The sequence below is a fragment of the Novipirellula artificiosorum genome, from assembly GCF_007860135.1.
In the GTDB taxonomy this organism is placed as follows: Bacteria; Planctomycetota; Planctomycetia; order Pirellulales; family Pirellulaceae; genus Novipirellula_A; species Novipirellula_A artificiosorum.
On record NZ_SJPV01000001.1, the window covers coordinates 1,022,900 to 1,037,962 of the forward strand.

Annotated in this window: 13 protein-coding genes; 6 read left to right on the top strand and 7 right to left on the bottom strand. The window is 54.3% G+C overall.

Annotation, left to right across the window (positions count from 1 at the left end):
* Positions 1 to 4: 4 nt before the first annotated feature.
* Together Poly41_RS03610 and Poly41_RS03615 are read right to left on the bottom strand one after the other, a co-directional pair.
* Positions 5 to 1,726 (bottom strand): M56 family metallopeptidase, encoded by a 1,722-nt coding sequence (locus Poly41_RS03610; RefSeq protein ID WP_146524520.1) that lies wholly within the window; start codon positions 1,724 to 1,726, stop codon positions 5 to 7.
* Positions 1,723 to 2,121, bottom strand: coding sequence for a BlaI/MecI/CopY family transcriptional regulator (locus Poly41_RS03615; RefSeq protein ID WP_146524521.1), 399 nt, complete (start codon positions 2,119 to 2,121; stop codon positions 1,723 to 1,725). Before Poly41_RS03615 ends, Poly41_RS03610 begins: the two co-directional genes overlap by 4 nt.
* Positions 2,122 to 2,578: 457 nt before the next feature.
* Here Poly41_RS03615 and Poly41_RS03620 point away from each other — a divergent pair, with 457 nt between their 5' ends.
* Positions 2,579 to 3,301 (top strand): DNA alkylation repair protein, encoded by a 723-nt coding sequence (locus Poly41_RS03620; protein WP_231615369.1) that lies wholly within the window; start codon positions 2,579 to 2,581, stop codon positions 3,299 to 3,301.
* A gap of 45 nt (positions 3,302 to 3,346) precedes the next feature.
* Here Poly41_RS03620 and rsgA read toward each other — a convergent pair whose 3' ends face one another.
* On the bottom strand, positions 3,347 to 4,387 hold the full coding sequence (rsgA, locus tag Poly41_RS03625) for a ribosome small subunit-dependent GTPase A (protein WP_146524522.1): 1,041 nt from the start codon (positions 4,385 to 4,387) through the stop codon (positions 3,347 to 3,349).
* Between the two features lie 295 nt (positions 4,388 to 4,682).
* On the opposite strand from rsgA, the gene Poly41_RS03630 reads away from it, so the two are divergent.
* From Poly41_RS03630 to Poly41_RS03645, 4 genes are read left to right on the top strand one after another with little or no spacing between them, the layout of a single operon-like run.
* Positions 4,683 to 5,708 (top strand): zinc-binding dehydrogenase, encoded by a 1,026-nt coding sequence (locus Poly41_RS03630; RefSeq protein WP_146524523.1) that lies wholly within the window; start codon positions 4,683 to 4,685, stop codon positions 5,706 to 5,708.
* 27 nt (positions 5,709 to 5,735) lie between these two features.
* On the top strand, positions 5,736 to 6,620 hold the full coding sequence (locus Poly41_RS03635; protein ID WP_146524524.1) for a sugar phosphate isomerase/epimerase family protein: 885 nt from the start codon (positions 5,736 to 5,738) through the stop codon (positions 6,618 to 6,620).
* A 36-nt stretch (positions 6,621 to 6,656) separates the two neighbouring features.
* Positions 6,657 to 7,466 carry a lysophospholipid acyltransferase family protein gene (locus Poly41_RS03640; protein WP_231615370.1) on the top strand — a complete coding sequence of 270 codons (810 nt, stop codon included), beginning with the start codon at positions 6,657 to 6,659 and terminating at the stop codon, positions 7,464 to 7,466.
* Positions 7,463 to 8,602 carry a glycosyltransferase family 2 protein gene (locus tag Poly41_RS03645; RefSeq protein WP_231615371.1) on the top strand — a complete coding sequence of 380 codons (1,140 nt, stop codon included), beginning with the start codon at positions 7,463 to 7,465 and terminating at the stop codon, positions 8,600 to 8,602. The genes Poly41_RS03640 and Poly41_RS03645 overlap by 4 nt, the downstream gene beginning before the upstream one ends.
* Positions 8,603 to 9,149: 547 nt before the next feature.
* Here Poly41_RS03645 and Poly41_RS03650 read toward each other — a convergent pair.
* From Poly41_RS03650 to Poly41_RS03665, 4 genes are all read right to left on the bottom strand, one after another.
* The gene (locus Poly41_RS03650; protein ID WP_146524525.1) at positions 9,150 to 9,353 is read right to left on the bottom strand and encodes a hypothetical protein; all 204 of its coding nucleotides are present in this window, start codon (positions 9,351 to 9,353) and stop codon (positions 9,150 to 9,152) included.
* On the bottom strand, positions 9,350 to 10,327 hold the full coding sequence (locus Poly41_RS03655) for a sugar phosphate isomerase/epimerase family protein (RefSeq protein WP_197231042.1): 978 nt from the start codon (positions 10,325 to 10,327) through the stop codon (positions 9,350 to 9,352). The genes Poly41_RS03650 and Poly41_RS03655 overlap by 4 nt, the downstream gene beginning before the upstream one ends.
* Positions 10,320 to 12,953 (bottom strand): hypothetical protein, encoded by a 2,634-nt coding sequence (locus Poly41_RS03660; protein WP_146524526.1) that lies wholly within the window; start codon positions 12,951 to 12,953, stop codon positions 10,320 to 10,322. The genes Poly41_RS03655 and Poly41_RS03660 overlap by 8 nt, the downstream gene beginning before the upstream one ends.
* 164 nt (positions 12,954 to 13,117) lie before the next feature.
* Positions 13,118 to 14,032 carry an SHD1 domain-containing protein gene (locus Poly41_RS03665; RefSeq protein ID WP_146524527.1) on the bottom strand — a complete coding sequence of 305 codons (915 nt, stop codon included), beginning with the start codon at positions 14,030 to 14,032 and terminating at the stop codon, positions 13,118 to 13,120.
* A 388-nt stretch (positions 14,033 to 14,420) separates the two neighbouring features.
* Between Poly41_RS03665 and Poly41_RS03670 the strand changes: the two genes are divergently transcribed.
* On the top strand, positions 14,421 to 15,059 hold the full coding sequence (locus Poly41_RS03670; RefSeq protein ID WP_197231043.1) for a TetR/AcrR family transcriptional regulator: 639 nt from the start codon (positions 14,421 to 14,423) through the stop codon (positions 15,057 to 15,059).
* Positions 15,060 to 15,063 lie beyond the last annotated feature (4 nt).

Below are 15,063 nucleotides of genomic sequence, written 5' to 3' on the forward strand. Positions count from 1 at the left end.
ATTGCTACTTGGTTCGAAATTCGTAAACGACGGGCTCCAACGCGATTCCAGACTCACTTTGGAAATTGTGAAACGAGGGACTGTTCAGCCCGAGGCGATACTTGTGGCCGGCGATCAGTTTGACCGGAAGGGTGCAAGTTCGTTTGTCTTCGCTCCAAGTCGCCGATTTCCCTTTGAGCAGGGTGGGGAAATCGGTTCCGCCACCTGTCCACGACATCCCGCCCGACATGGGCATGTTAAAGGTTACGCTCAGCGACGGAGTGTCGGGGTCGACGGAGTCGGCACCGTTGGCAGGCGCGAGTTTGATAATCTCGGGCTTCTGTGCTTTGGCAATGACTTCCTTCGAGGCGCCCTCGGTCACGAAGTAGAGAGTGGTCGGTACGACAGGCACGCCATCGACCGATCGAAAATTCTTAAACGATGTTGAGTTGATTCCGATCCGGTAGAACTTACCCCGTTCCAATTTGACTGGCAAAACACAAGTGCGCGTGTTGGCCCATTTCGGCTTGCGCGTGCGGTCCAGCGGAACTTCGCCTGTCCAACTCATCCCGGCTCCCATCTCACGATCGAAAGTAACACTGATCTGATTGAGTGATGCCTTGACGTTCAATTGGCCAACTTTTGGCTCGGACTTCACGCATTGAGGTGCGCTGTTCTGATGCGGCGTTTTCGCGACCGTTCTTTCTTGTCCTTGGACGGTGTCGGCAACCCGTGGTGCCATGGGCAGCAGCACCAATGCCGCTGTCAGTAGAATGGCTTTCGATCTCCATCCAAAATTTCGGTTCGTCAATTCGTAATTCATCATTTGCTCCAATCGATTTTGCAGGTTCGATCCTCGTTCAAAAACTCCTATAAAACTGGCACCGGCCAGTGATTTCGCTTTTGCAGATGTCAAGACTCGTAGCATGGTTTCACCATATTGCGTCGGCGCAACGCCTCCGTCACGCAAAACGGTTTCATCACAGGCCTCTTCGCGGGTATCTCGCAACTGACGGTTCGCCCACCACACCAAGGGATGAAACCAAAACAATCCTTGTGCGATCACTTGCAAGAAACCAATCCAGATATCACGGCGTTTCAAATGAGACAATTCGTGAATGAGGGTGACGTTGAGTTCTGATTCGGTTGCATTCGCGACAAGCGGTTCCGGTAGCACCATTCGCGGGCGCAGAAGTCCAAACACCAGTGGGCTGGTGATCGTATCGGTCAGATGGAGGTCAGGCGTTTGTGTGACGCCTAATTGAATTGCCGCTTTTTCCAGAGCGACTTTCAGCGGGCCTTCATCGACGCAAGGATTGCTGAGGACTTGCCGAATGAGTAATCGACAACGGACAATCACCAGACTCCAAAAAACGACAACGCCCACGGCCCAAAGTGCGAGCCATTTTGTCGACGGTTTCGGTTCGGATCGCGTGTCGTTAAAAGTCGTCAGTGGCGCAGTCTCGATCGCGTCCCTGTGGTGAACATGCCAGTTTGTCATGACGGATGTCGAGTTGACTTGTGAGGCGACTCGCGGAATTCCCCATTGGCCGATGCCGGTGATCAGAGAAAGGCTCGGCGGCAAGAAGACTTTGACGAGAACGAGAATCCACAGCCCGTGCCGTAACCGGGGAGAGCTTCTCTTTAGCAGAAATACCAGCCCGGCGACCAGCAGGATGAACAACGCAAGTTGCCAACTTGCTGCAACAATCCAATCACGCCATGCGTTTGAAAGTTGCTCGATCATGACTGGCCTCGTTTGTCACGTCGTTTTTGATCCAATTGACGTTTGAGTTTGCGAATCTCATCGTCACTCAAGTCCGCCTCTTCGATGAAATGGGCGATCAACGGCGAGGAAGCTTCGGTCACCAACCGATCCATCACCCCTCGGACCTCTTGACGGGTCGCCGCATCACGCGCGATGGCTGCTCGATAGAGGTACGAATTGCCCACCTGATCGTAGTGGACTGCGTCCTTCGCGACCAATCGAGACAACAACGTCTTGACGGTCTTATAAGCCCACTGACGCTCATTAGGAAGCAATGCAAACACATCCCGCGCCGCCAAGGGGCCGGAATCCCAAAGCACTTTCATGACTTCCCACTCAGCAGGCGACAAACCTGCAGGTTCCAGATTGCTCATCAGCTACGCCTAACACGCAAGAATATCCACCCACACAGGTAAGCAATAGACTACACGTGTAGTCGTGTGGCAATAGAAGAGAGCGAAAAAACCGGAAAAATTTCTACAAAAAAGGGGATGTCTACAGAAAAGGGGACGGGGGTCGTTTTTGAAAACGACCCCCGTCCCCTTTTCTGAGTTCGGAATATTCCCAACGCAATCGGGAGCATGGAGATCATCATTAGGAACGAGTTTTTTACCGAACTGGTGATCACAGAGCAATCCACCGCACATGCCTTGCCTACCGGGGGAAAAAAGGGGACGGGGGTCATTTCGAAAACGACCCCCGTCCCTTTTATTGAATTTGAGACAATTAGCGAGCCACCCTTCTCACTTCTTGCTGCCGAGGGAGAATTGACAGCGTTGGGAACACCTCGCTAAGTTGCTGTAGGATTCCATAGTCGATAGAAGTCCATTGATGGGCATGATTCACAATACCGATCGATTGATTCACATGAACAAGGCAACCGTCGTCGCGTTTCTGAAGAAGAACCAGGACTCGCGGGGCATCGAGCACTGGCAGAAACTCAACAAAGGCGAGCTCAAGAGCTATGGTATCGGCCTGACCATCCTGCGAAAGTACGCCAAGACGATCGGCCGCGATGCGAAGCTGGCCAAGTCGTTGTGGAATTCCAATTGTTATGAGATGAAAATCATCTCGATCCTTATCGACGATCCGAAAACGATGACCGTCGAGCAGGCGGAGACGCAGGTCGAACAACTCGAGGGTGGATACCTCGTGCACGTATTCTCCTCCTGCAACGCGCCCTTGGCGAAAACACCCTTCGTGGTCGAACTCGCCGACGAATGGATCAAGAGCGACGACACCGTTCGCCGTCAATGCGGGTACGGACTACTCTACGAAATCTCTAAAAGCAAAAAGAAGAACGCGCCGGACGAAGCCTATTTTCTGGCGCATGTCGCGGAGATCGACAAAAAACGCAAGCAGGCGTCGACTCCGATCTTGATGTCGATGGCTGGCTCGCTAATGGGGATTGGAATGCGGACGAAGAAACTCAACAAGGAAGCATTGAAAGTCGCCAGAGCGATTGGCCCCATCACGCACAGTGAATCGTGCGATCCGTTTGATGTCGCCAAACATCTCACCAGCGACTACGCGAAGCAGAAACTCGGTCTGTGATTTGCGGCACTCAGCGGTGTTTGCCTTCACAGGAAAGAAAACGATTCAATACTTTCGTTTTTGATTGGCCGAAAGTGTAGCCTTGTAGAAATGCCCGAGTTTCCTGTCTTGCTCTCGACGTTCATGAAGCGACTGAGCGTTTCGAGCCTGTTCCGCTTGAAGTTTCTGATAGTTCTTAAGTCGTCGCGTATCAAGTTCGCCACACTGGATCGCTGCCGCGATGGCACAACCGGGTTCGCCTTGATGGCTACAGTCGCGGAACTGACATTCTTCGGCCAAAGCAACGATCTCATCGAAGACCTTGGCGACTCCTTCTTCACAGTCAGCCAACTGAAGTTCACGCATGCCCGGGGTGTCAATCAAAACGCCGCCGGCACTGAGGCAATGAATTGAACGGACCGTGGTTGTGTGCCGGCCTTTCGAATCGTCTTCACGAATGCCTTGCGTTAAAAGCGGCCCCGCCCCCAGCGACATCGCCAGTGTTGATTTGCCGGCTCCCGAGGATCCTACTAACGCCACGGTTTGGCCGCTGCGACACCAATAGGCAAGCGGCTCCATGTCACCCGTGTCTCTCGCGTCAACGGTTTCCACGATCAAGCCACTCTGCAACTGTAACGCTTGCTGACGAAACACATCACGATCTTCGCACAGATCGGCTTTGGTGAGTACAACGATGGGAGTAACACGCGACTCGGAAGCCACTGCCAAATACCGTTCCAGTCGAGACAGGTTGAAGTCGTGATTGCAGGAACAAACGATGAACAGTGTGTCGACGTTGGCGGCAATCAACTGCGTCTTCGATTTCACTCCCGCCGCCTTTCTTGAAATCAGCGACTCTCGCGGAAGTCTGCTCACCCCACGCCTCGTCTCATTGTCCAAAAGCAACCAATCGCCAACCGCCAATTCGCCGCAGTCATGTAGTTGTTCAATGGGCAGCACAATCTCCTCGCTACCGGTGAGGCAAAGGACTCGGCTGCCGAAGTGCGCAGCAACGCGAACAGGAAAGGAGTTACGCTCTTCTTCCTCAGTCAATTGTCCCCCAAAACAGGATTTCCAACCAAGTTTACCAAGCTGCTGATAATCCATCGTTCACTTTATCTCACTATTTCTACTACCCTAAGCGATCGACACTCAATACTCAGAATAGGTTCGCAGGCATTGATACATTCTCTGAGATGCAAGGCATCAGCGATAGTCGCTCCTCGATCGGCGGCGTGGTGATGGCGAGGGGATCGCTGCGGAAGCTTGGTCGGTGGGGTTCGCCGCCGCCAAGCGAAAGGGTTGTGGTTGCGACGGCAAGGATGCAATCGGACGGGTCAAGAGCTTTCCGGCGGCTTGCAAAAATCGTATAACAGCTTTGAAAAAGGAACGAGGAAACGTTATGAAAACCGCGGCCGTCGTCAATTTCGCTCCCCAGAAGCACTGCGTGGAACTCCGAGACGTTGAGTGCCCTGAGTTCGGCACCGATGACGTGCTGTTGGAAGTCGCCAATGTTGGGGTTTGTGGCAGCGATCTGCATCAATGGACAGCCGATCATTCTTGGCCGGTCAACTATCCCGTTGTCTTGGGGCATGAATTCGGCGGTACGATTGCCGCGATGGGCGAGAACGTCGTCGGTTGGAGCACCGGGGATCGCGTGGTCAGCGAGACGGCCGCAATCATTGATGCAAACAATCCGATGTCGCGGCGCGGCTTGTACAACCTCGACCCCACACGCAAAGGATTCGGTTACGGCGTCAATGGAGCGATGACCAAGTTCGTTCGCGTCCCGGCTCGTATTCTACACCGTGTTCCTGATGGGATTGCTTTTGAACAGGCCTGCTTGACTGAACCGTGCTGCGTTGCCTACAGCGCTGTCGTCAAGAATGCACGGATTGAACCTGGTGATCGCATTGTCGTGCTGGGACCAGGAACGATCGGAATTTTGTGCGCCGCGATGGCCCGTTTGTGTGGCGCCCAAGTCGCGTTGGTGGGATTGCCGAACGACACGTCTCGGATGAAGATTGCCCAGCAATACGGATGCGAAACCATCATCGGCGACGCCAAGGACTGGGCAATGGCACGAGACGGTCTCGGGTGCGACGGCGTCATCGACGCGGCCGGCGCAAGCATCACGCTCAAGATCGCATTGGATTTGGTTCGGCCGGCCGGTTGGATCAGCAAAGTCGGATGGGGCCCGCAACCGCTTGGGTTCAACCTCGACCCATTGGTGCAGAAGAACGTTACACTGCAAGGCAGCTTCAGTCACAATTGGCCCATTTGGGAACGAGTGCTCGCGCTGATGAGTGCCGGGCAACTGGATGTCCGTCCGATCGTTGGTGGCGTGTGGCCACTTTCCAAGTGGCATGAGGCGTTTGAAAAAATGCACAAGGGCGAGGTGGTGAAGTCCATCCTCCGTCCCGAGTGAGCGATCCTTCTCTTTAAGAGACATCTCATGCCGAAACTTGCTGTATTCCCCAAAGCCTACATGAACGCCCTTTGCAAAGACGGCACGATGTCGGTTTCCGAGTGGATTGCCCTGGCGTCAACCCTTGAAGTGGACGGATTAGAGTGGTACGCGGGTTTTATCGAGATGGCGGATCGGTCCAATTGGTCACGGTTTCGAAAAGAGGTCGAGGATACGGGGAAAGTCATCCCGATGATGTGCTGTTCACCGGACTTCACGCATCCCGATGCTCTGTTCCGGGAACAGGAGATCGCGAAGCAGAAGCACTGGATCGACATGACGTCCGAACTCGGAGGTCGTTATTGCCGTGTCCTTAGCGGTCAGCGGCGACCGGAGCTAACGATCGACCAAGGCGTCCAATTCGCCGCAGATTCGATTCAAGCTTGTTTGCCCCACGCCGAGGAGCGTGACATCACGCTGATCCTCGAAAACCATTACAAGGACGACTTTTGGGAATACCCCGAATTCGCTCAAGGGATGGACGTATTTTGCAAGCTGGTCGGTGCAGTGGATCATCCAAATTTCGGCGTCAATTATGACCCCAGCAACACTTACATCGCCGGTGAAGATCCACTGGAACTCCTCAAACGCGTTTCGCGCCGTGTTGTCACCATGCACGCCAGCGACCGGTATTTAGCGGAGGGAACGATCGAGGATTTGCGACGTGAAGAAGGAGGTAGTGTGGGTTACGCCCAACGGCTGAAGCACGGTCAAATTGGTCAAGGACTGAACGACTACGACGCGATTTTCGCGGAACTCACTCGCGTCGGTTTCGATGGCTGGATCAGTATCGAAGACGGGGTCGATGGCATGGATCAACTTCAACGCAGCGTCGCGTTTTTGCAGGACAAGATCGCACAGCATTGGGGATGATCGTTACTTTGGTAAACCATCAGGGATAGGAACCCCGTGTCTCAGACACCACCTCCGCATACACAACCGCCGCACGTTTCCGCTTGGCTTCAGCGAGGTTTTTTGCGGCACGTTCGGCGCATGCTGCGAAGCCAATTTCATTCGATCGCGATTGCGCGAGAAGAACGGTTTGACAAGCAAATCCCCAGCTCCGAGCCGCTGATCGTTTACGGAAATCATCCTTCGTGGTGGGACCCGCTGCTAGCACATTTTCTAAATCACGAGTTGTTTCCCGCTCGGCAGTTTTATGCGCCCATCGATGCGTCGGCTCTCGCCCAATACCGTGTCTTTGGAAAACTCGGATTCTTTGCGGTCTCGCTGGATTCAGCCAGTGGTGCAAGTGCGTTCTTGAAGCAGAGTCGTGCGATCGTGATGAGCGAGAATTCATCACTCTGGTTGACACCGGAAGGGCGTTTTGTCGATGTCCGAGATTCCCAGGTACCGTTGCGGCCTGGCTTAGCCCATTTGTGCAGCCGGCTTGACCGTGGATGGGTCATGCCGATGTGCATGGAGTATGTCTTTTGGGAGGAACGTTTGCCGGAGTGTTTGTGCAAAATGGGTGAGCCGTTTCGGATTCCCCTTCGTGAGCCGTTCACAAAGGACCAATGGAACGATCGGCTTCATGGCCGTCTCCGTGAAACCCAACAAGCATTGGCAGCGTTGGTCATCGCCCGTCAGGCCGAGCAGTTTGAGTGCTTGTTGGCAGGGCGAAAAGGAGGTGGGGCCATGTACGACCTCTTCCGTCGCGTTCGATCCCTTACCTCGGGACAACGCTATAGGCCCTCACACGGGACCAAATTCGAATGATGGTTCTCGCTTGGACGCTAGCCTTGGTCGGCGTGTTCGCCGCAGGGATTCCTACGCTCATGTTCCTCGCCAATTTGCCACTCTTTTGTGTGGGTATCGACCAAACCAGCGTTAGAAAGTCTGTTGAAAATCGAGATGTTTCGGTGCTGATTCCGGCTCGAAACGAGGCTGCTTCGATTGCTCGATGCATCGAGTCGGTACTTCAGAATCGCGGTGTGAATGTGGAGGTGATCGTGCTGGAAGACAACAGCAGCGACGCAACTGCGGAGATCGTTCGTGGGATTGCCGAAGTGGAACAAAGCGTGAGATGTCTCGCTGGAAACGCCTTGCCCGATGGATGGAACGGAAAACAATACGCGTGTTGGCAGTTAGCACTCGAAGCAAGCTACACCCAACTTCTGTTCCTCGATGCGGATGTACGGCTTTCGCCTGATGCGATCGAGCGGCTCCTGACCTACCAGGAACATACGGGGGTCTCGCTGTTGAGTGCCTTCCCGCATCAAGCAACGGGCACGATTTTAGAGAAATTGCTGATCCCCTTGATGCACTACATGTTACTTTGCTTTTTACCCTTTTCGTTGATGCGGACGAAGGCCGACCCAATGTTTGCGGCCGGTTGTGGTCAATTATTCCTGACGACTCGTGATGACTACACGACGGCGGGGACTCACTCTGCCATTCGGGAATCAAGGCACGACGGATTGAAGTTGCCTCGGATCTATCGTCAAGCAGGGCTGAGGACGGATGTCATCGATGGAACAAATCTGGCCGAGTGCCGGATGTATCACAGCGGACCAGAGGTGATGCTCGGGCTGTTGAAGAATGCGACCGAAGGAATCGCGAATCGGCATTTGATCGCTCCATTCAGTTTCGTGTTGATCGCCGCCAACGTATTCCCCATTCTCTCGCTTGTGATCGCGGTTTGGGCGGGAGCAACCTGGTGCGCCGTGGTTGCGTTGATCGCGATTGGCTTGGCTCACATTCCACGAACGCTCGCGATGCTGCGGTTTCGCCAACCGTTGGTCGGGGTCCTCGGGCACTCGATCGCGACGCTCCTGTTCGTGGTCCTTCAGTGGGTTGCCTTCGCGATGGCAGGGATGGGATTGCGAACAAATTGGCGAGGACGCAGTCGTTAGCGGCGCATCGCCGCTTTTTGAGCGACAAGACGCTAGCCTGGGTAATGCGCGGCGCAAGTTGGTGTGCCGCGGTTAGAGAAAACCCAACATAGGGAGTGCCCGGTTTCTGCGACCACGACGTGGTCGACGGTTCGATCGATGAACAGGGGTCCGGGGGTGTTCGCTTCGCTCTCACCCCCGGCTACCATCTTTGACCACTCCGTGGTCGCTATCCTAGGTATAACCCTTTTCCTAAGGGAGCCGTTCCTTTGAGGCGGCATCGGTTGAGAAAGGCCTTCCAGTGCTAGTGCATCAACGCGCGCAGACTGTTTCTCGACTCATTGCCGTAAACCAAACAAGGGAAGGTGCCTACGACGCGTTTTTTTTGTGAATTCATGAATCATACGGACTAGCGCATATTATTGAAATGTATCAACGCACGAGCCGCCGGTTTGATGTGAGAAGGCCCTGGCGTCATTCACCGGTTGCCATCGAATGTCGAGCACCACTGCACGGATCGCGGGATAGCTGAAATGGCGGTAGAAAAAAATGGATGTGCACGCGAAGATCAAAACAGAAGTTTCTTGGTTTCCTTGAGCTTTGCTTTGTACTCGGCTTCGATCTGGCTGATTTCGAATTCGTATTCTCTGCGCTGTGATTCATCGGGGCATTCCGTCAGCTTTGATCGCAGGTCACGCAGCAATGCACGATATTGGGCGTGAACACCCGATTTATAGGCGTCCGATCCACCCGTCCAGAAGGAATGGGTCATGATCTTGATCTTCCGACGTTAGCTTTTGCAAAGGCCTTCTTCATTGCCGCGGCCGTCGTCTTGACCGCCGCGTCGTTATCCATTGCATTGAGCGTCTTGTTGAATGGTTCGGCGCGAACCGGGCCGTCGTAACCGATTGCGACGAGCGCTCGCAAGAATGCAGCAATATCGATCACACCTGTGGCTGCAGGTAGTTCTCGAGAAGCGTCTTGCTGCTCATCAATCCCTAAACCCGAGGGCGCATCATTCAAATCACAAGCGACCACATCGTCGTTGGAGAGTGTCATCAGGTCGTCGATCGTCTCTTCGGCCGTGTACCAGTGCCAACTGTCAAGCACCACGCCCATGTTTGGAACGTCGATTGCCGCAATCAACTCTTGGGTCTCGGCGAGAGTGTGAATGAACGAATAGCGTGTCTTCATGCGCGACGTGCGTGGACCAACGTATTCGAGCCCAAATCGAACGCCATGATCTTGTAATACGGTTGCGACCCGACGCAGTCGCTCGGCGTGTTGCCCAAAATTTTTGTTGTAGGTCAGTTGGTCGCTGCTTGGGGTTAGCCAGGTGCTGACGCGAGTAACACCAGCGGACTGGAGCGCCTTGGCGTGGGCGGGAAGCGATTTCAAGTCGGCTTCAAACTTTTCGCGACTGCGACGGAAATCCACTGCCAGCCCGGACGCTCCCCAAACCAATCCCGCCTGTTGGCGTTTTTCCTTCAGTTGTGCGATTTCGTCCTCGGAAAGCTTGGCGAGCGTCCCAGAGGAAATACCGACTGACTCAAATCCGTATTTCGATGCTAATGCGATCGATTCTTCGACTCCCACATTCACTCCGATGCCGCCACCATTCAGGTCCATCGTGTACTTTCGGGTCCCGCTTGAGGCATCCTTGGCAAACGCTTGCGAACTTGCTGCGGCAACTCCACCAAGGGCCATCACGTGCTGAAAAAAACGACGTCGATCGTGTCTATTCATTGTTCGTTCCTCGATTGACTACCAATTCGTACCACAACGTTTTGTCGGTCGGCGTGACAGGGACAATGACAAGGTCATCCGAACGATCGGTTGCCACTTCCTGCATTCGTTTTCCCGTCGCATCCAACGCAAAAACTCGCATCTGAGCCGCTTTGGAATGGGGGATTGCGACCGTCGCTTCAAGGGTCGTCACCATCGTTGGGCCGTGCCCCCAATCGGTTCCAACACTGGTTTTGTCCTTGTTCCATCCCATGTTTTGGTTTTCCGCGTGTGACACCACGGTCAAGACACTTCGTTCTGCGATTTCAATCGGCTGGCCATCGGCAGAAGAAACGAACACAAAACCATAGTTCGGCTCGCTGGGCTCCGTTTCGATCTTCATGTCACCCAGGACAAACGTCTGGTCGGCGATCGTTCCCCAAACGCCTCGCGTCGCGGGTGTGTTAAGGGTCAAATACCCGTGTTTCTTTCCGTCACTCTGCCAAACCACTTGGCCATCACCACTATCAAGATGCGTTTCATCCGGAAGCTCGCCAAGGTTGGGGACGCCACCGCCACTGCGCACTCCCAGCCGCGTCGCCAATCCGTAGCGTCCATCGATCGGTTGGTCCAACTGGCTGAACGCTTCCTTTTGCAGTGGTTTCAAGTCACCGCGGAGGAAGACGTTTGCCATCTGAGAAAGGAGTGCTAACTTGACGGGTGCCCCGTTGAACGAGAAAAAGTTGACCGTCTGATCACGGAACCACGGATCGGGATTGCTTTCGTTTTTTCCGACCGCGTCATAATCAAAGAAAAACACGCCGTCCCAATCCTGCAGCCCTGCGATCACTGCCGCCATTGGCACGCATCCTCCGGCGTAAACGCTTGGTTCCGGATAATTCCATTCCGTCATCGTCATCGGCAGATCCGCAAATCGCCATCCCGTTCGCATTAGGAGCGAATTCGCCGGCCATCCCGAGTGTGTCGGTGCGGCTTCCATCGGATCGTTCCCAATCGTCCAACTCGCGGGACTCCACTCTTGGCCACTCGGAAACATCGGGTGGTGCCAATAATTGTGCAGATCCACAAAGTCCAATTGGTTTTCGACTAACTCCGCCGGATGATAATTGATCTGGCTGGCGGTGATCGGTACCTTGACACCCAGATCGTTTCGGAGGTAGCGCTTCAGTTCGGCGACCCAAGCCTTTTCCGTGTCCACCATAAACTGTTTCATGTCGATGTGAGCGGCAACCGGAGACCCGGCGTCAGGAATGGCGAGGGTGCCTTTGGCCAAGTCTTGATCGGTCGGCAAGGAAACGGGAGCGATCCCCGGTCGTAGTTCGATCCCTGAAAACTCGATCGGTGTCGTATCATTCCCAATGGTCATGACCAAGCTTGCTTCGTTCTCAATGGTTTCCTTGGGCATGATGATGCGCGAGTGACGAGTCCATTCGGGGGTCGCTTCGATGTCCTCAAAGATCCCCAGATCACGCCATTCGCCGCCGCGGCTTGTTGACAATTCCGCTCGAAACGTTCGCGGCTTGTCGGCTCGAACCCAGAACGACAAGGTCATCGGTATTTCCGACGACACCGACAACTCGCGGTACTGCAGTTGTTGGAAGTGAGTCTGTTCGAGCACCTTCTTGGGTGCCAATCGAACCGCCGCCCGTCGCGTCGCGGGGGGGCCATCAACGCCGAAGGTTCGTTTCAGCTCAGCATCCGACAAACTGATCGTCCAATGATCGCCAGAGCTTGCAAAGGACGACACCGGAAAGATCGGTTCGCCAAGCTTGACTTGGTTCGATTCCCAAGCCGCCACCATGGCCGCTTGGGTCTTGTAGCGATCGGTCAGCCAGCGGTTCCATGCCGCAATGAAGCTGATTTGAAATCGCTCGGGCATCTTTCGGTACAAGTCGTAACCTTGCACCGAAAAGTAATTCTCATTCATCATCTCGACCAGGCCGATGCCGGGATCATCCACGCGAGCCAAGCCGTCGCGGTATGGGTTGCGATGGGTAAGCAAGTCGTGACAGTACTGCTTGACTTCTCGCTGCACATCCTCGTCGTAATACATGACCCACTTGTTTGCACCCGCCCACCAAGGTGGGTCTTGGATTTGTGGATAACCTTCTTGTTCCGTCAAGGTTCGCGAGACGTGCAAATTCAAGTCCGCGTAGATCCCGCATTCGTGTAGCTTTGCAAGGAAGTAATCGAGTCGGTCGACCATTTCGGTATCGAACGTTCGTTCGCCGTTCTCGATTTTGGGACTCCAGATTCCGCTGGGGGCCGCCTGCATGTCCATGTGGTGAAAACGAACGGCGTTGATACCGAGCTTCGCCAAATGTGGGGCGACTCGGTCGGCTTCGTCGTGTGTGGGAAAGTTCGCTGGAAAGCACATGTTGACGCCCCAGAAACGAATCCGCTTGCCCGCAACCACGAACTGATTTTTCCGTTGCTGGACAAACCCGTTCCCACCTGCTGGTCGATCAAGCAATCCGCTGCGGTCGGTCACCGTCTCCGCAGCATCATCCCCCGCAATCACAAACGGAAACGATTGGGCTTGCAGAGCGTTTGGCAAAAACGTGATCCAAGCAAGCCCTATCCAAAGCACCGAGGTGCGCGACCGACAGGCGACGAAACGAATCATGGCGAAAATCCAAAGAAAAAGGGGTGGGCAGAACACGAATCACCAAACCGAAAAGCAGGATTTTCGTGCGCCTTGAGTATATTCGCCCGTGACGTCCAGTCGAGCCGGGGATACGGACACACCATCGCATGCCCGCAGCTTGTCGCGATCGCACCGGCTTGTCGCTATCGTACCTTGCGGATTCCGTAGACGCTGAAACCGGGGTGCTGCTGCATCGCCATTTGCGCCGCGATGTCGCTGTTGGCGGCCGGAACGACGACACTGGTCATGCGGCCGTAAACACCTTGGTTCGGTTGCAACCCCACTTCCCAGATCGAAATCAGTCCGGTGGCATTCGCCATCATGGTCAGCTTCAGCAGTTCGACCTGTTGCCTTTGTTGGCGATCTTGCTGGTAATGCATCGCCTGCGATTGAACCAGCAGGCTTTCTCGATCGGCAGCCTCGGCGTCGTTTTCGCTGTTTTTCCATGCGTTCCAACCGGGTTCCAAGATCGCAAGTTCTTCGCTAGCGAACAAGAAGAAGGGCACCGCGATCTGGTCGCCACTTTCCAGTTCCATCAACACGCCATCAAGTGGATAGGTTTTCACATTCGCGCCGAGCCCTCTCGCCCACGCTTCGAGTTGACGTTGATCTTTGATCTCTTGGTTCTCGAGATGACCCACAATTTTCAGAATCAGCCTTTGATGGAGTTCATCCAACTCCGTGAATGCGACGTCATTGATGAGTACTTTTCCCAATTTCCGCTGCACCGTCATTTCTTTATGGCCATAGGCCAAAACGCGTCCGCGAACCTTCATGCCGTCTTTGGAAGTCCACGTTTGCATCTCTTCGGCCGACTTGGCCGTCGCTTGCTGAGCTTCTTCGGATTGAACAAACTTCCGATCCGCATCGGACAATTCCGCTAACTGAACCGCCACCAGCTTGCCACTGGTTCGTTTCAGCACGACCGTCTTGTCATTGAAAGAGATGACGTCACCTTCCAATTTGTAATTCCCATCGAGGCTGGACCACTCACGGGCCTCCGCTGTGCCGACCAACAGCAACAGGGCAATGCAACAGCTTGGCTTGAAGAAACGCATCGTCATGGCTCCAGACGAACAAAGTTGGAACGAGGAAAATTTCTATTCTGGCTACTGTAGCAGGGCCAATTTGTGAATCAATGGCGCCGTGATTCTGCGTGGATCCAACGATGGCGGTTTCCGTTCAATTCTTGGAAATGCAGTCCAAAACGTAGCTTTCCTGTTGACAAAAGACCAATAATTCTCCATATAGAACCATACAGTTCTCTTCTGATGCGCATCGGTTTTCTACGCATCGGTTTTATCGGTTCGCCCCCAGGTGAATTTGCCGCGAGCGGTTGCGCCCGACCCGATGCGTCAACCACTCGATCCGCCGGCGACGGTGTCAGCCAAATCTGCCCTGCCGTTGCCCCGACAAGCACCTCCATTTTTCCGTGAAAGGCATTCAATGACTCGACTCGAAGACCGCCGCAAAGCGATGGTCAGTTCGGTGATGCGTGAGGGGATCTACGAAGCCGCCGTTGACGTGCTGACGGAGCATGGCTTTGACGGCTTGACGATGGAACGGGTTGCCGCCACGGCCGGCGTCGGCAAAGCCAGTTTGTACAAGTACTTTGCCAACAAGCAGGGCATGTTGCAGTTCGTTCATGCTAAGGCCATCGAGCCTGTCATGACGGCCGTTCAAGCACACCGTGACAGTGCTTTACCGGCTGACCAGAAGCTCGAGGCCATGTTACGGACGTGGTTTGAATACCTTGGCGAGCATCAGGTGCTGTTCAACTTGTTCTCCAATGATTTCGCTGTTGAAGGCATGTTGAAGTCCGAAGAGGTCTCGGCAAGAGACACGGCGTTGCAAGATATCGTCAAGGTCTTGCAGGAAGGGATCCGCTTGAAGATTTTTCGTCAGGTCGATGCACATCGCACCGGTCAATTGATTCTCGGTGCGGTAAGGCAACTGGTGGAACAACAATTAGCGACGGAGCAGACGTGGCCCGCCAGGGCGCTGACTCGTGAGGTGATGGATTTCTTTCTACGTGGTTTGCAAGCAGATCGCGAGACGCAAGGTCAAGAACAGGAACAGGTTTGATTGC

Excerpts from the sequence above, each read along its gene's own strand:
- Poly41_RS03650 (WP_146524525.1), bottom strand. The coding sequence starts at position 9,353 with ATGACCCATTCCTTCTGGACGGGTGGATCGGACGCCTATAAATCGGGT.
- Poly41_RS03635 (WP_146524524.1), top strand. The coding sequence starts at position 5,736 with ATGCCGAAACTTGCTGTATTCCCCAAAGCCTACATGAACGCCCTTTGC.
- Poly41_RS03655 (WP_197231042.1), bottom strand. The coding sequence starts at position 10,327 with ATGAATAGACACGATCGACGTCGTTTTTTTCAGCACGTGATGGCCCTT.
- Poly41_RS03660 (WP_146524526.1), bottom strand. The coding sequence starts at position 12,953 with ATGATTCGTTTCGTCGCCTGTCGGTCGCGCACCTCGGTGCTTTGGATA.
- rsgA (WP_146524522.1), bottom strand. The coding sequence starts at position 4,387 with ATGGATTATCAGCAGCTTGGTAAACTTGGTTGGAAATCCTGTTTTGGG.
- Poly41_RS03620 (WP_231615369.1), top strand. The coding sequence starts at position 2,579 with ATGGGCATGATTCACAATACCGATCGATTGATTCACATGAACAAGGCA.
- Poly41_RS03610 (WP_146524520.1), bottom strand. The coding sequence starts at position 1,726 with ATGATCGAGCAACTTTCAAACGCATGGCGTGATTGGATTGTTGCAGCA.
- Poly41_RS03645 (WP_231615371.1), top strand. The coding sequence starts at position 7,463 with ATGATGGTTCTCGCTTGGACGCTAGCCTTGGTCGGCGTGTTCGCCGCA.
- Poly41_RS03630 (WP_146524523.1), top strand. The coding sequence starts at position 4,683 with ATGAAAACCGCGGCCGTCGTCAATTTCGCTCCCCAGAAGCACTGCGTG.
- Poly41_RS03615 (WP_146524521.1), bottom strand. The coding sequence starts at position 2,121 with ATGAGCAATCTGGAACCTGCAGGTTTGTCGCCTGCTGAGTGGGAAGTC.
- Poly41_RS03670 (WP_197231043.1), top strand. The coding sequence starts at position 14,421 with ATGACTCGACTCGAAGACCGCCGCAAAGCGATGGTCAGTTCGGTGATG.
- Poly41_RS03665 (WP_146524527.1), bottom strand. The coding sequence starts at position 14,032 with ATGCGTTTCTTCAAGCCAAGCTGTTGCATTGCCCTGTTGCTGTTGGTC.